The 14,297-nt window shown below is 54.8% G+C and carries 13 protein-coding genes; 6 read left to right on the top strand and 7 right to left on the bottom strand.

The genetic code is table 11. The features are described from left to right. Positions 1–55 precede the first annotated feature (55 nt). The 4 genes from AB8Q18_13235 to AB8Q18_13220 are packed head-to-tail and all read left to right on the top strand — an operon-like array spanning position 56 to position 2,866. A complete protein-coding gene (locus tag AB8Q18_13235; GenBank protein ID XDZ51124.1) occupies positions 56–712 on the top strand; it encodes a CDP-alcohol phosphatidyltransferase family protein in 657 nt (218 codons plus the stop codon). Beyond that, positions 696–1,361, top strand: a complete 666-nt coding sequence (locus AB8Q18_13230) for a lysophospholipid acyltransferase family protein (GenBank protein ID XDZ51123.1) — start codon at positions 696–698, stop codon at positions 1,359–1,361. The genes AB8Q18_13235 and AB8Q18_13230 overlap by 17 nt, the downstream gene beginning before the upstream one ends. Beyond that, positions 1,358–2,305, top strand: a complete 948-nt coding sequence (locus AB8Q18_13225; GenBank protein XDZ51122.1) for a phosphatidate cytidylyltransferase — start codon at positions 1,358–1,360, stop codon at positions 2,303–2,305. The genes AB8Q18_13230 and AB8Q18_13225 overlap by 4 nt, the downstream gene beginning before the upstream one ends. Positions 2,306–2,308: 3 nt before the next feature. Continuing rightward, on the top strand, positions 2,309–2,866 hold the full coding sequence (locus AB8Q18_13220) for a DNA-3-methyladenine glycosylase I (protein XDZ51121.1): 558 nt from the start codon (positions 2,309–2,311) through the stop codon (positions 2,864–2,866). A 62-nt stretch (positions 2,867–2,928) separates the two neighbouring features. Here AB8Q18_13220 and AB8Q18_13215 read toward each other — a convergent pair whose 3' ends face one another. The 3 genes from AB8Q18_13215 to AB8Q18_13205 form a co-directional block, all read right to left on the bottom strand. Continuing rightward, positions 2,929–4,335: a hypothetical protein gene (locus AB8Q18_13215; GenBank protein XDZ51120.1), complete on the bottom strand. Its 1,407-nt coding sequence runs from the start codon at positions 4,333–4,335 to the stop codon at positions 2,929–2,931. Between the two features lie 8 nt (positions 4,336–4,343). Then, complete coding sequence (locus AB8Q18_13210; protein ID XDZ51119.1) at positions 4,344–5,507, bottom strand: ATP-binding cassette domain-containing protein; 1,164 nt, start codon at positions 5,505–5,507, stop codon at positions 4,344–4,346. Positions 5,508–5,634: 127 nt separating this feature from the next. Beyond that, positions 5,635–8,013: a helix-turn-helix domain-containing protein gene (locus AB8Q18_13205; protein XDZ51118.1), complete on the bottom strand. Its 2,379-nt coding sequence runs from the start codon at positions 8,011–8,013 to the stop codon at positions 5,635–5,637. A 220-nt stretch (positions 8,014–8,233) separates the two neighbouring features. Between AB8Q18_13205 and AB8Q18_13200 the strand changes: the two genes are divergently transcribed. Both AB8Q18_13200 and AB8Q18_13195 read left to right on the top strand, forming a co-directional pair. Then, positions 8,234–9,406, top strand: a complete 1,173-nt coding sequence (locus AB8Q18_13200) for a M20 aminoacylase family protein (GenBank protein XDZ51117.1) — start codon at positions 8,234–8,236, stop codon at positions 9,404–9,406. 114 nt (positions 9,407–9,520) lie between these two features. Next, positions 9,521–10,897 (top strand): MFS transporter, encoded by a 1,377-nt coding sequence (locus tag AB8Q18_13195; GenBank protein ID XDZ51116.1) that lies wholly within the window; start codon positions 9,521–9,523, stop codon positions 10,895–10,897. A gap of 53 nt (positions 10,898–10,950) precedes the next feature. Here AB8Q18_13195 and AB8Q18_13190 read toward each other — a convergent pair whose 3' ends face one another. The 4 genes from AB8Q18_13190 to cysE (AB8Q18_13175) all read right to left on the bottom strand — a co-directional run bounded on the left by AB8Q18_13190 (position 10,951) and on the right by cysE (AB8Q18_13175) (position 14,290). Beyond that, positions 10,951–11,547, bottom strand: coding sequence for a HutD family protein (locus AB8Q18_13190; protein ID XDZ51115.1), 597 nt, complete (start codon positions 11,545–11,547; stop codon positions 10,951–10,953). Positions 11,548–11,560: 13 nt separating this feature from the next. Continuing rightward, positions 11,561–12,343: a serine O-acetyltransferase gene (cysE, locus tag AB8Q18_13185; GenBank protein ID XDZ51114.1), complete on the bottom strand. Its 783-nt coding sequence runs from the start codon at positions 12,341–12,343 to the stop codon at positions 11,561–11,563. 96 nt (positions 12,344–12,439) lie between these two features. Next, a complete protein-coding gene (locus AB8Q18_13180) occupies positions 12,440–13,342 on the bottom strand; it encodes an acetamidase/formamidase family protein (protein XDZ51113.1) in 903 nt (300 codons plus the stop codon). 138 nt (positions 13,343–13,480) lie between these two features. After that, on the bottom strand, positions 13,481–14,290 hold the full coding sequence (cysE, locus tag AB8Q18_13175; protein XDZ51112.1) for a serine O-acetyltransferase: 810 nt from the start codon (positions 14,288–14,290) through the stop codon (positions 13,481–13,483). Positions 14,291–14,297 lie beyond the last annotated feature (7 nt).

The raw sequence follows: 14,297 nt of genomic DNA, 5'->3' as shown, positions 1-14,297 counted from the left end.
GCTGGCTTGATGGTCGATAAAGGACGGCAGGGTACTGCCAAGAAAAGAGGTTGAAATGAGCGTAGAAAACAGACGGCCAATTAAGGCGCGCGGCAATCGCGTGGTCGCGGCGACGGCCACGATGCTGACGCAAAAAGGCGTGTTGCCGAATCAGATTTCAGTGGCCAGCATGGGCTTTGCGCTGCTGGCAGGGTTTTGTTTTTGGGTGGGCTTAGGCTATGCCGCCGATGTAGGCCAGCGCGTGCTGCTGGTGCTGGCGGCGCTGTTTATTCAAGGACGGCTATTGTGTAATCTGTTTGATGGCATGGTCGCGGTTGAGGGCGGTCTGAAAACCCCTGGTGGGGAAGTTTATAATGAATTGCCTGATCGCGTGGCAGACAGCTTGATTTTGCTCGGCGTGGGCTATGGCTTGAGCGCTTGGCCGTGGGCGGCGCATTTGGGCTGGGCGGCGGCGCTCTTTGCGATGGCGACGGCCTATGTGCGCGTGTTGGGCGGCAGCTGTGGCCTCACGCAAAAATTCAGCGGGCCCATGGCCAAGCAGCAACGCATGGCGCTGCTGACCGTGGCGGCGCTTGTCGGCGCTTTCGTGCCTGCTGAATGGGCAGCTAAGCTTATGTTGGCAGCGTTGGTGCTGATTGTAATCGGCAGCGCGTGGACGGCTTGGCGTCGTACCGTCGGGGTATTGGAGGACTTACATGAACGAGCAAAATGATGCGTTTTACATGCGTTGGCGCTGGGGACAGGCCTTTACCGGCTATGTTTTGGTGCTGTTGAGTCGTTTGATTACCGGTGTGCAGGTGCGCTGGCAAGGCTGTGCCCCGAAAGCGGGCGCCCGAGTGTATTACGCCAACCACTCTAGCCATTTGGATGGTTTGGTGATTTGGGCAGGTATGCCTAAGGAGCTGCGCCCGACGGTGCACCCCGTGGCGGCACGAGACTATTGGGACGCCACGCCGTTGAAACGGTATATTGCCCAGTATGTGTTTAAGGCTTTATTGATTAATCGTCAGAAACCCAGCGCTGAAGGCGAGGTGGCAGAAAACCCGATTGCCGCCATGGGGACTTTACTGGCACAAAACGAGGCCATCATCATCTTTCCTGAAGGCACGCGCAACAGCGGTGACGGCGTAGGGGCGTTTAAAAGCGGGCTTTATCATTTAATTAAGCAATACCCCGAGGCAGAATTCATTCCCGTTTATTTAGAAAACCTCAATCGCGTCTTGCCTAAGGGCTCGAAGCTGATCGTACCGATCATTTGTTCGGCGACCTTTGGCGCGCCGATTGCGCCCTTAGGTGCCGAAGAAGATCGTCACCAATTTTTGGCCCGTGCCCAACAGGCCCTAGAGGAGCTGGCCCCATGACTCATGTCGATGCCAATTTAAGAGTGTTATTGCAAGGCTTGTTTGCGCTGTTGCTGGTGGCCAGCGTGATCGGCTTTGTGTTGGCCAAGCTGTATGGTCAAGGTTCGGCCAAGGCGACGATTGAAAACCTCAATGCCCGCATTCGGGCGTGGTGGTTGATGTGTATTGTGGTCACCATTGCGCTATTGGTAGGCACCACCGGCTCGGTGATTTTATTTGTGCTGATTTCGTTTTTTGCCCTACGCGAATGCTTGACGCTGACGCCGACTAAGCCCAGCGATCACCACACGCTGTTCGTGTGCTTCTTCGTCATCTTGCCGCTGCAATATGTGCTGGTGGCCACCGGTTGGTATGGCCTGTTTTCGATTTTAATCCCGGTGTATGTCTTCTTGTTTGTGCCCACGCTGATCGCCATGGGCGGCGACACGACCGACTATATGGGGCGGATGGCCAAAATCCAGTGGAGCTTGATGATTGCGATTTACTGCATCAGCCACGTGCCGGCCTTATTGATGTTGGACATCGATGGTTTCAGCGGTGAAAACATCAAGCTGATTTTATTCTTGATGATTGTGGTGCAAGGTTCAGACGTCTTGCAGTATATTTTTGGCAAGCTGTGGGGCAAGCGCCCGATCGCGCCTAATGTTAGCCCGAACAAAACCCGTGAAGGTTTTTTTGGCGGGATTGGGGCGGCCGTGCTGCTAGGGACTTCACTGTGGTGGATTACCCCCTTTGCGCCTTGGCAGGCGGCGTTGATTTCTCTGGCCATTACGCTGGCAGGCTTTGCCGGCGGCCTATGTATGTCGGCGATTAAACGCGACGTGGGCATTAAAGACTTTGGCGCCATGATTCAGGGCCACGGCGGCATGATGGACCGTATTGATTCACTTTGTTTTTCGGCGCCGGTGTTCTTCCACATCATTCGTTTTTTCTTTACGGACTAGCCCATGACGACATCACGTTGCGCTTGGGTGTCGGACGACCCCTTATATCAGGCCTACCATGATGAAGAATGGGGCCGGCCGGTACACGATGCTGAGGCGTTGTTTGGGCTGCTGTGCTTGGAGGGTCAGCAAGCTGGCCTGTCGTGGATTACGGTATTGCGTAAGCGGGCCCATTATATGGCCTGTTTTTATGACTTTATGCCTGAAAAGGTAGCTGCCATGACTGAGGCAGATGTCGAACGGCTGGTGTTGGATGCGGGCTTGATTCGGCATCGCGGCAAGATTCAGGCCATCATCGGTAATGCGCGCGCTTATTTGGCCATGCAGGCCGCGGGTGAAGACTTTGCCGATTTTGTGTGGGGTTTTGCGGCCCCTGAGGGCGCGCCCGTGCGTCGGACCATGGCGGAGGTGCCCGCCAGTACGGAGGCTTCTGATGCGCTGGCTAAGGCGCTTAAAAAGCGTGGCTTTAAATTTGTGGGTTCGACCATTTGCTATGCTTTTATGCAGGCGGCGGGCTTGGTCAACGATCACCACCAGCCGTGCTATTTAGCTGGCAGCTAGCCTATTGTACAGGCATGAAAAAACCGCTGTCGGTCATCCGGCAGCGGTTTTTTGTGGTCTGCTTAGGCTTCGGGTAAGGCTTTCCAGCGTCGCACCAAAGCGATTAAAAGCGGCATCAGCAACAGCATGGCCAGCCAGGTGGTGACCAGATAGGTTAGGCCAAACGGTTCGAACAGCTCGTCGTCACGCATCCGACTGAAGTGATCAAACAGCACCAGCAGCAGCCACGGTGGTAGCCAGAACAGAAAGTGCATGGCGATGGTGGTGCGGCCTTTAGCGTGTCCGTGGCGGCAGCGATACAGCATCAGCGCCAGCGTGCCTGTCCAGATGATGATCCAAAAGAGGCTGAAGACGCCGTTGCCAGCATGAGAAATGCCTAAAAAGCCCGACAGCAGTAATAAAACGCCTGCGCTGAGGGCGGCTTTGAGCCAGGTTTTGCCGCTGCTGAGGCGGAATGAGAACACCGCTAGCGACAGCATTAAGCCCCACATGAGGGCGAAGCTCAACGGCAGCCACAGCCAATTGAAGCGGAAATGGTGTTGATCCAGCACCATCTCTTGTCGTTCGCTTAGGGCTTCCCAATCGCGGTAGTCCGCATAATCCAGAGGGCGAATGGTGGTGAATGGATTGCTCAGGGCCTCATCTTCAAGGCCGTATTCGGGCGCCAGAATGAAAAACGGCGGCTGGTTGAGGCGCGCCCACCACGCGTCGGGGCTGAAGCTCATTTGGCGGCCATGGTGTTGTAATAAGGCTTGATACTCCTGCATTAAGGCCAAGATGGGCTCCGCTTGCCCTGTTTTTAGCCAGCCCAGTACGCGTAGCTGCGATTCGCTTAAGGGTTTGTTGGCGTCTAGGGCGTGAAAGAACAGCAGCGAAGTGCCCTTATAGCCCGTGATGGTTAACCGCTCAGCGGCGTCGGCGCGCACGGCGTAGTCATCCATAGGCAGCTGGTCGGGCTGTAGGGTTAAGTTAGCCGGAATGGGCAGCGGTTGATGCTGGCCGGCGACGTAGCGATATGGCTCGGTGTCGTAGGGCATGAGGATTTGAATGGCTTCGAGCAAGGTGCGGTTCTTCTGCGCCTCGACCACGCTGTTGCTGGCGTAAATTCGGCTCACGGCGCCGGCGGTGAAGGCCAGCGGTAGCGCACAAAGGCTAGAGGTGAGGCACAGAATCAACAGCCATTCGCCCCATAGCTGGGCGACGCTGCGCGGGGCGAAAAAGCGAAAACCGTTGTTGCGGCTGTACACCATTAGCCAGCCGATGAAGACCAGTAGGCTGGCGATGAACGAGAGAAAGTAAATGCCAGCGCTGCCGGCGTCGACGTATTCTAGGCTTTTACCTTGAAACAAGAAGCCTAGGGCGAATAAAAAGGCGTATAGCGCCGCGATGATGAGGCTCATGGGCACCAGACGGATGTTCCACAGCATGGGAAAGCGCTGGCGCAATTGGGTGGTCAAGTGGGCAATCATAGTCGTCTTCAGGCGTTTAAAAAGAAACGGCGGGTTGAATGGGAAATGTCGCGGTAGCTGGTCACGGGAATGCGCTCTTGAATGACGAGCTGCAAAAAGGCGTAGGCTTCGACGTCGGCAGGGAATTGACACACATAGGTGCCGCCATTTTTTTGAATTTGGGTGAGGCCCAAGGGGCCGAGCGCTTGTTGAAGCTGATCTTGCGACCAAGCACTGTCTAATTCGATGATGAAGGGCTGTGGCTCATCTGGATTGGCGTGCTGGGTGTTGTGGTCCATCTGCCCTTGCTTGAGGAACAGCACAAAGTCGGCCGTACGCTCTACTTCATACAGCTGCTGCGAGCTGAGCATTAAGGCCATGGGGCGAAACGGCGAATGGGTCATGTCTTTAAAGTCATCCAGCACGGTTTGCTGGGCCAGGATATCGAGGTTGGCCAAGGGTTCGTCGATGAATAAAAGCTGCGGCTGGGACAATAAGGCCCGCGCCAGCTCGAAGCGCATCTTGTAGCCGGAGGACAGATCGGCCCAACGGTGTTGGCGATAGTGGCGTAAGCCCATGCGGGCGATGACCAGATCGACAAAGAGGGCATTTTTAGGGCCGCGGCAGCCATACAGGCTGGCCATATAGGACAGATTGTCAACGAGGGAGCCCTTCCATGTGGGCGTGCGCTGGGCGATGTAGATTAGCTTGCTGCGGCGCTCATAGGCATTGGTGGGCGCAATGTGGTGGGTGAGCTCGCCAGAGCTTAGCCGCAGTTCGCCGCATAGGACACGCAACAGCGTGGTCTTGCCGTTGCCATTTTCGCCCACTAGGCCAGCTACTTGGCTAGCCTGGAGCTGGAAGCTGATCGGGCCGAGCCGAAAAGGCCTTTGTTGGCTGCCATAAATATGGGTTAAAGCATGGGCGCTGATCAGAACGGGTGCTGTGGCTGGTGTAGGCCGTGCCGACAAGACGTCGATGAGCTGAGTCAGGCGTGCGCTGAGGCGGGTTTTGACGTCGGGATGCTGGGCATCGACGGTGTCTAGCCAATCGAGCAGGGCGACGGTCTGTTGGTATTGAGCGGCGTCATCGGTGTCTAAGGTGAGGTCGATGAGGCGTTTGCTAAGCTTGGGCCAGTCTGCAAATTCAAGCAGGCTGAGAATGGGAGCAAAATAAGCTGGGCGTGGGTCCATAGGGTCTCAAATGGGGCAACAAGGATAAATAACGACAGCATAGCATGCGCTGGCGGTGTGCATGGCGCTTTATGCTGGTGTGTGATCATAGAGGCGCTTAGCGCCAAAATGTTCCGCAGCCGTGGGGTTAAGACACCCGCCTTAATTCATAAAAATGCACGGCGTTGATGTCTAAGGCGCTGATGATGCGCCAATCGGTTTCGATGTGTTCATCATAGACGCTTAGGGAGGGCATGGCTTGGCTAAGGTGGGTCATGATTTCTTCATCTTTACCGTATTGGGTTGGGAAACGCTCAAATTGGCGATACAGGGCACCGTGCTGTTGGTCAAAAATAAACTGTTTGATTTGATAAGTGCCGGGCTGCATGCCTTGGAACACAAAGGTTTTTTCTTTTCTGAAGTTATTCATCAAATGTTCTTTAACCGAAATATAGGGGTTAAAGGCGGTGGCGTTGGTTAAGACAACTTGATAGCCTTGTTGGGTTTGGGTCACAAAATAATCGGGCCCAGCAGCCACCACGTGGCCGTGCAAGCGAGACCGAAAAGAGAGGGCATGAAAGGCGGGGCGCTTAGTATTGTAGATGTGAAACAGGGCCAGACTGCTGATGTTGATGCGTTCGGGCAGTGCCTCTTGTTGATATTCGGTGTTGAGCCAAAAGCCGATGCTGCTGACGTGGCGTGACAGGTCGATCAGGGTTTTGAGAATTAAGGCACCCCTGAAAAAACGGCCGTTGGTGTAACGCGTGTCGCCGGTTAAGGTGTTCCAAGTGAGCAGGCATAAGGGCAGGCTCAAGTCATGATATTTCAAACTGTTTCGTATATTTTGGGTTTTCTCTTGGACGTAGCGTTCGCTATGGGCCAAGGACTGGCTGCCGACCTGGGCCAAATTGATCTGTTCGTTGGGATTGGCACAATAGCCTAAAAAATCGGCGGCCTGGATTAAGGCGCTGGTGAAAAAGGGGTCTTTGCGCGGCGACGATGGTTCTGGGAAATGGCCTAATACCCCTAATTGGGCGTGTGTCAGCCAGGCGTTTAGGCGTTGCTTGAGGTGTAAAAAGCAACGTTCAAACTCAGGGCTATGGGTGGTGTCTTGGTCGGATGCGGTGTAGATGAAACGCCAGCTCTGGAGATAGTCCAAGCCAAAAACGTTGATGTTGTGGGCAATGAATTGGGCTAGCTTGTGTTCATAAGCCTCTGGGTCGGCGCAAAGGGTGTGGTGACTCAAGTGGATGAATAAAGCCATGCGATTGCGTTTTAAAAAGGCAATGGCCTGATCGCTTAGGGTGTAAGGAGACAAGGAGGGGATCGGTTCGTCGGAGGGGTAGTCGGGCAAGATGGTGCTGCCGGAGATTAAATGGTGGATCGCGACGTAGTCGACCCGTGCCGACTGTTGCAGCAGTAAGAGCTGCTGCTGCGTGGTTTGTTTCAACACCTCATGCAGTTCACCAACATTGATGAGGCAGTCTGGCTGAGGCAGCGACGTGTTTTTTTTATCGTGGTTGAGGGCAATGGTTTGTGCGTCTACGGGGTAGTAATGCTCGCTGCGCGTTGTGGGGACGTCATGACGCTGCGGCGTGTCGTGTATCAGCGCCAGCAGGTGTTGCGCATCAATGGGGTCGATGAGCGTGGGCGTCTCGGCGGCATGGGTAGGGGGCTTTAAGGCTGGCAGAAGTGAATGAGCAGATTCCGGCGCATGGTTTTTATAGTGGGCTCGGAATTGATTCGGCGTTTGCTGATAAGTCTGTTTGAAGCGTTGGATGAATGGCTTGGTGCTGTGAAAGCCATGCTCTTGGGCGATTTGATAGAGGGGCTTGGCGGTATCAACCAGATCACGCACGGCGTGTTCAAACTTGAGGTTCAGCACGTATTGCCTAAAGCTCAGCCCGACTTCTTTTTTGAATAATCGCGACAGATAGGCTAGGGAAATGTGTTCGGCCTGGGCAATTTCGGTTAAGGAAAGATTGAGAGGATAGCGACTGTCTAAGATGGCCATGACTTTGTTGATGCGTTTGCTGAAGGCGCTGTTGCGGCGCTGAGCGGAAGGATTTTCGGTTTTAAAGTACAGCACCAGTATCAGCAAAATCTCGGACAGGCATTGATTGGCGGCCAAGAGAGCAAAGTCATCGTGGCCATGGCTATGGGTCAGCAACAGCTTGGTCAGCAGGTTCTTGAGGGTGTGTAGGTGTTTGCTTTGGGGCGAGGTAGCAGAAGGGCTGGGGAGGCAGAAGCTGTGTTGAAAATAGCGTTTGTAATAGCGCGAAAAATAATGGTTGGACACCGTTAAGCGAATCACCACGTTGTCGGTCAAGCTGTTGAGTCGATAGGGGTGGTTCTTATTGATCAAGACAACGTCGCCCGTTTGTAGCGTTGCATTGAGCAGGTCGCTGTTGACGGTGAGCTGACCTTGGCAAACGTAGAGTAAGGTGACGCCAGGATAGCCGCCGTGAGAGAGGGATTTAATGCTGTGGGCGTCCACGCCATATTCGGCGCGATGTGGTTCTGCCATGCTATTTTCCTTGTTTTGACTCTTAAATGGTCTTGAATTCAGTTTAGGGCGTTTAGGGAAGAAATGTCAAAAATAGACCCTTTATTTTTGATGTAAATGTATTTTGTCGAACGGTGATGACGAAAATCGGCCTGTTTTGGGCAAATATAGTCCTTATTTGGTGGGTTTAATTGACCTAGAATGAATTTGTTCTTAAACCAAAAAACGAGGAGAAACCATCATGACACACCCCATTATCGAAGCGATTAAGGCCAACGAACAGCAGTTCATCGACATTCGCCGTGAGATTCACCGCCATCCAGAGCTGGGTTTTGAAGAGGTTAAAACCAGTGATCTAGTGGCTGAAAAACTAGCCTCTTGGGGCTATGAGGTTCATCGAGGCTTAGCCAAAACCGGTGTGGTGGGCACTTTGAAAGTTGGCAACGGCCCTAAGCGTTTGGGCATTCGCGCCGACATGGATGCCCTGCCCATTGTGGAAGACAGCGGCAAACCTTGGCACAGCACCATCCCGAAAAAGTTTCATGGCTGTGGCCACGATGGCCACACCACCATTTTATTAGCCGCCGCCGAATATCTGGCCAAAACACGCCAGTTTGATGGCACGCTGCACGTGATTTTCCAGCCGGCAGAAGAATTGCTGTATGGCGGTAAAGTCATGCTGGAAGACGGCCTGTTTGATTTATTCCCTTGCGACATGATTTATGGCTTACACAATATGCCAGGATTGAAAGCTGGTGAGTTCCATTTTAAAACCGGTGCCCTGATGGCGTCTTCAGACACCATTCACGTTGAGATCAGCGGCGTTGGTGGTCATGGCGCCATTCCGCAGGGAACCGTGGACGCCACGCTGGTGGGGGCCCACATCGTGGTGGCCTTACAAAGCTTGGTGGCGCGTAATGTGAGCCCGTTTGAGCAGGCCGTGGTTACCGTGGGGGCCTTTCACGCAGGCGATGCCCCTAATGTGATCAACGGTAAGGCTCTGTTGAAATTGAGCGTGCGGGCGCTGAATCCTGACGTGAGCGCCCTGCTGACCCAGCGCATCCACGACATCATCACGGCTCAGGCGCAAAGCTTTGGTGCCACGGTAGACATTACCTACATTAATCGCTGCCCGGTGTTGATGAATGGCCCTGAAGCCACCGATTTTGGTATTGCCGTGGCGCAGGCGCTGGTGGGGGAAGACAAGGTTCATGCCAATGCAGCCCCGATCATGGCCAGTGAAGATTTTGCCTTCATGCTGGAGGCCAATCCCAATGGCGGCTATTTATTCCTAGGAAATGGCGATGGGCCTGGCACGTGCATGATTCACAATCCTGGCTATGATTTTAACGATGAGGTCATTGTGCCCGCTGCGGCCTATTGGGCCTCTTTGACCGAGACGTTCTTGAAATAATCATGCCGCCACCCACGGCGTCAGTGTAGCGTCGGCGTGTGGGTGGCTCCCAGTTTAGGCGGTTGGTTTGACCAACCGCCTTTCGTTCACTCAGAGAGTGAAAAAGGATGGATGATGCAAACGAATCATTATCAGGGCGGCGATCGGCTGCTGTTTGGGATGGTGTTGGGGGTGTTGACCTTTTGGTTGTTCGCCCAGTCTTTGGTGAACGTGGCGCCCGATGTACAGCACGACCTCAGTATTCCCATGGGTTCTTTAAATTTGGCGATTAGCTTAACCGCCTTATTTTCAGGGTGTTTCATTGTGATGGCCGGCGGTTTGGCGGATAAGTTTGGTCGGGTTCGGCTCACTTATATTGGCTTTGGTTTAAGCATTACAGGCTCTTTGCTCTTGATCGTGGCGAACGGTGCGGTGCTGTTTACCGTGGGCCGCATCGTGCAGGGCCTGTCTGGCGCCTGCGTGATGCCGGCCACCTTGGCTTTGATCAAAAATTATTATGTCGGCGCGCAGCGGCAGCGGGCGCTGAGCTTTTGGGTCATTGGCTCTTGGGGCGGTTCTGGTATTTGCTCTTTGGCCGGTGGCGTCATTGCGACCTATCTGGGCTGGCGCTGGATTTTTATTTTCTCCATTATGTGTGCCTTACTGGGCATGCTGCTGATTCGTGGGACGCCGGAAAGTAAGGTGAACGAAGAGACGCCGAGCCCGTTCGACTATGCAGGCTTAATGATGTTTGTGCTGTCTTTGGTGTCGTTAAACTTAATCATCACCAAGGGATCGGCTCTAGGCTGGACGAGCATGGCGACGCTGGGACTAGGGCTGGTTTGTGTGCTGGCGTTGATTGCGTTTGTGCGGATTGAGTTAAAGAAAAAGCGTGCGGGCTTCATTGATTTTTCTTTATTTAACAATAAGCCTTATAGCGGAGCCGTTTTTTCTAATTTCATGCTGAATGCCGTATTAGGCACGCTCTTAGTGGCCAATCTGTACATGCAAAATGGCCGCGGTTTGACGCCGTTTCAATCAGGATTGATGTCGATTGGCTATGTGGTGGCGGTGTTGTCCATGATCCGCGTCGGTGAAAAGCTATTGCAGCGCGTGGGGGCGAAGAAGCCCATGCTGTGTGGGCCTTTAATCACGGGCAGCGGGGTGGCCTTGATGACGCTGACGTTCTTGCCAGATCGCGCTTATTTGGCGGCGGTGGTGGTGGGCTTTGTATTATTTGGTTTGGGTCTAGGGTTTTACGCTACGCCCTCGACCGATACCGCCATCGCGAATGCGCCTTTAGACAAAATTGGCGTGGCCTCGGGCATTTATAAAATGGCGAGTTCTTTAGGCGGTGCTTTTGGTGTGGCCATTTCTGCCACGGTGTACACGGCTTTTTTACCTGCGGGCGTGGACGTGGCGGCTACCGCTGGGTTATTGGTGAATGTGGGCTTTAGCCTGCTGGCTTTTTTAGTGATTTGCTTGATGGTGCCCGCGAACGCCGGCAGATAAGTCGACGGCGGTACGGTGACGACCCTTAAGGCCGATAGACGGGCCTTAAGGGTTTATTTTTGGCCGACGGGTTCAAAATGGGCGACGAAGAAGGGTAGGTTGGCCGTTGCTGCGTCACCGTCAAGATGAAAGGGGGCGCTGTGGTCGAAGTAGAAGGCGTCAAAGGGCGCCAAAACCCAGTGTTGCCCGCCACAGTGGAGGGTGAGGGGCTGGTCGTGTAGAGAAAACAGCAGGCTGTGAGCGCCCTGTGCTTGCTGTACTTGGCCAGGCGCATAGTTTTGATAGACAAAGCTATGGCGATAGGCCTCGCTTCGGCTCATCACGCCAATGTCGAGAATGGGTTCTTGATAGGCGCGGGTATGGGGCGGCTGGCCGCCGTCAAAGTCTACCACCGTGTGCTTGGGCGTGAAGCGGGCGGTGTTGCCGTCGGCCATGGTTAAGGTGAGGCCTTGGCCGTTTAAAACGGCGAGGCTGCGGTTGATGCCAGGATAGTGTGAAAATGGGCCTAGGGCATTGATGTCGGCTGCGCTGATGCGAAAGGCAAAGTTGTCTAAGGTGGCGTCAGCAGGGTGGATCAGGATTTGGCGGGTGGTGCCGGCGCCGTTTTTCCACGGCGTCACGGCTAGGTCTTGAAAAGTAATTTTATGCATGGTGTTTTTGGGGTTAAACGCTTTGGTCCATATTTAAGGCGGGCACGCCATTGGGCTCGCTGGTGTGGGTGAGCTTGGCCGGTACGCCCACCACGGTGCTGTGGGCGGGCACGTCTTTGACCACCACGCTGCCGGCACCGACTTTGGCGCATTCACCAATATTGAGGTTGCCCAGAATAGAGGCATTGGCACCGATCATGACGCCATCGCTGACTTTAGGATGGCGATCGCCACTGTCTTTGCCTGAGCCGCCGAGGGTGACGCCTTGGAGGATGGAAATATTGTTGCCCAAAACGGCGGTTTCGCCAATCACAATGCCGGTGCCGTGGTCGAGCATGATGCCGTGGCCCATGCGGGCGGCGGGGTGAATGTCGACGGCAAATACTTCAGACACGCGGTTTTGTAAAAAATAGGCCAGCGGCTTGCGGTCTTGGCGCCAGAGCCAGTGGTTGATGCGGTGGGCCTGAGTGGCGTGGAAGCCTTTAAACGATAAGAGCGGCAGGGTGTATTGCTCGCAGGCTGGGTCGCGCTGGTAATAGGCCTGAATATCGGCCTGCATGTCGAGGCTGATCTGCGGGTCTTTGGCCATGGCCTCTTGAAAGACTTCATACAGTGCGCGCGCATCCATGACCGGGCTGGCCAGTTTGCTGGACAGATGGAACGCCACTACCTGTTCCAGGCTTTGATGGCGCAGCACGGTGAGGTGCAAAAAACTAGCCAATAGTGGCTCGGCCTGGGCGGCGGCTTCGGCTTCTTGGCAAATGGTGTGCCAAAGGTCGGTGGCGTTTAGGTTCATCGTGGGCTTCCTTACTTCTGAATGTACTGCATCCGGCGCAGCGAGGGCTTAGGGTTCATCATAGCACTGCTTGATGCGTGCTGCACAGTGAGGCGCTTAGCCAAAATGCTGGATGCCATAGGCGGCCAGTAAGTATTTGGGCACGCAAAAACGAGCCGTCATTAAGGGGTCGACGATTTGGCTGATTTCGGCATTGCCTGCGGCGCTCATCAACATGGTGGCTTCGGCGAGGCTGAGGCCGGTGGCTTCATGGACGTATTGCACGGCGGTTTCGGTCGCGGTTTTAATGGCTTCGTCGAGGGTGATTTTTGAAGCAATAAAGGCCAGCTGATCGGCAGTCTCTACTACGGGATGAAGGAGGGGGCGTTGCTTGATGACGTCGATGTGGACTACGGTATGCCCCGCGATTTCTACGCCCGAAACGCCGATCTCACCATCGCCCATGGCGGCGTGGAAGTCGCCTAAGGCCAAAAGGGCACCAGGCTGATAAACCGGTAGGTAAACCGTGGCACCGATGCCGATGAGTTTGGTGTCCATATTGCCGCCGTGGGTGTCGGGTACGCCGCAGGCAATGGCGTCGCCTGCGGGGGCGACGCCGATGACGCCGATCATTTTGTTCAAGGGCAGGCGCAGGCGGTCATTGAACACCAGGTGATCGTCTTGGATGGCGACGATTTTTTGGGTCATGCCGTCAAGGCGATGGCCCATGATGCCGAGGCCAGCGCCGACGACCATCACGCCGCTGTCGGCAACCTCAATAGATTCAATGTGTACTTTCAGAACATCGCCCGGCTGGGCGCCGTTAACGTAAATCGGGCCGGTGGCGGGATTGATGCGCGCCCAGTCCACGCCGGTGGCGGGATGGTGGGCATCTATTTGATTTTCGAAACAGTCATAGGTTTCGATGCGTACGCGTTCACCGGCTTCTATGGTCAAGGCGGGCTGAGCGTGTTGATCAAAAGCGTAAATCACAGCATTGTGACGGTGAAGCGTGTGCATGGCAGACCTGCTGGCAAGATTTAAACAGACTAAAAGTATCGCAGCGATGCGCTCGGAAAGCAACCGCCCGCCATCGGCAGGCAAGCGCATGAAAAAAGCACGCCCAGATTTGGCGTGCTTGATGGGCGGGCGATTGGCCTAAATGCTTTGATCCATGCTTAAAGACGGCATGCCTTTGGCGTGGTTTTGACCCACCGGCCGCGCCGGTACGCCGACCACGGTGGTGCAGGGCGCGACGGCCTCGGTGACCACGCTGCCAGCGCCAATTTTGGCACAATGGCCAATGTGAATGTGGCCCAAAATGGCCGCGTTGGCGCCAATCATCACGCCGTTGCCGATATTGGGATGGCGAATGCCGGATTCTTTGCCGGAACCACCGAGGGTGACGCCGTGCAAAATAGAAATGTCGTCGCCCAAAACCGCGGTTTCGCCGATGACGATGCCGGTGCCGTGGTCGAACATCAGACCTTTGCCGATTTGGGCGCCTGGGTGAATGTCGATGCCGAAGACTTCAGAGGCGCGATTCTGTAAGGAATAAGCCAGAGTATGGCGGCCTTGCTGCCACAGCCAGTGGTTGATGCGGTGGGCTTGCGTGGCGTGAAAACCTTTGAAATACAAGAGCGGCAGCGTGTATTGCTCACAGGCAGGGTCGCGGTCGTAATAGGCGTGGATGTCGGTGCGCATGCTCAAGCTGATGTCTGGATCTTGCTCGAAGGCCTCGCAAAACACTTCGTACAGCGCGCGCGCGTCCATGACTGGGCTGGCCAGCTTGCTGGATAGGTGAAACGCCACCACATGCTCGAGGCTGGGGTGGCGTAAGACGGTTAAATGTAAAAAGCTAGCCAATAGGGGTTCATTTTGGGCCGCTTCTTCAGCCTCTTGGCAAATGGTGAGCCAAAGGTCTGGCGTGGCCGCTGAGGCGGCCGCGGTGGGGGCAGAGCAACTCATTGAAACA

Source organism: Neisseriaceae bacterium CLB008, from assembly GCA_041228285.1.
In the GTDB taxonomy this organism is placed as follows: domain Bacteria; phylum Pseudomonadota; class Gammaproteobacteria; order Burkholderiales; family Neisseriaceae; genus JAGNPU01.
Note: the sequence above shows the minus strand (reverse complement) of the source record. Positions and strands in the feature narration are given on the sequence as shown.

Bases quoted from the DNA above. Each gene is read 5' to 3' on its own strand.
- AB8Q18_13205 (XDZ51118.1), bottom strand. From the start codon at position 8,013: ATGGCAGAACCACATCGCGCCGAATATGGCGTGGACGCCCACAGCATT.
- AB8Q18_13195 (XDZ51116.1), top strand. From the start codon at position 9,521: ATGCAAACGAATCATTATCAGGGCGGCGATCGGCTGCTGTTTGGGATG.
- AB8Q18_13225 (XDZ51122.1), top strand. From the start codon at position 1,358: ATGACTCATGTCGATGCCAATTTAAGAGTGTTATTGCAAGGCTTGTTT.
- AB8Q18_13235 (XDZ51124.1), top strand. From the start codon at position 56: ATGAGCGTAGAAAACAGACGGCCAATTAAGGCGCGCGGCAATCGCGTG.
- AB8Q18_13230 (XDZ51123.1), top strand. From the start codon at position 696: ATGAACGAGCAAAATGATGCGTTTTACATGCGTTGGCGCTGGGGACAG.
- AB8Q18_13180 (XDZ51113.1), bottom strand. From the start codon at position 13,342: ATGCACACGCTTCACCGTCACAATGCTGTGATTTACGCTTTTGATCAA.
- AB8Q18_13220 (XDZ51121.1), top strand. From the start codon at position 2,309: ATGACGACATCACGTTGCGCTTGGGTGTCGGACGACCCCTTATATCAG.
- AB8Q18_13210 (XDZ51119.1), bottom strand. From the start codon at position 5,507: ATGGACCCACGCCCAGCTTATTTTGCTCCCATTCTCAGCCTGCTTGAA.
- AB8Q18_13190 (XDZ51115.1), bottom strand. From the start codon at position 11,547: ATGCATAAAATTACTTTTCAAGACCTAGCCGTGACGCCGTGGAAAAAC.
- AB8Q18_13200 (XDZ51117.1), top strand. From the start codon at position 8,234: ATGACACACCCCATTATCGAAGCGATTAAGGCCAACGAACAGCAGTTC.
- AB8Q18_13215 (XDZ51120.1), bottom strand. From the start codon at position 4,335: ATGATTGCCCACTTGACCACCCAATTGCGCCAGCGCTTTCCCATGCTG.
- cysE (XDZ51114.1), bottom strand. From the start codon at position 12,343: ATGAACCTAAACGCCACCGACCTTTGGCACACCATTTGCCAAGAAGCC.
- cysE (XDZ51112.1), bottom strand. From the start codon at position 14,290: ATGAGTTGCTCTGCCCCCACCGCGGCCGCCTCAGCGGCCACGCCAGAC.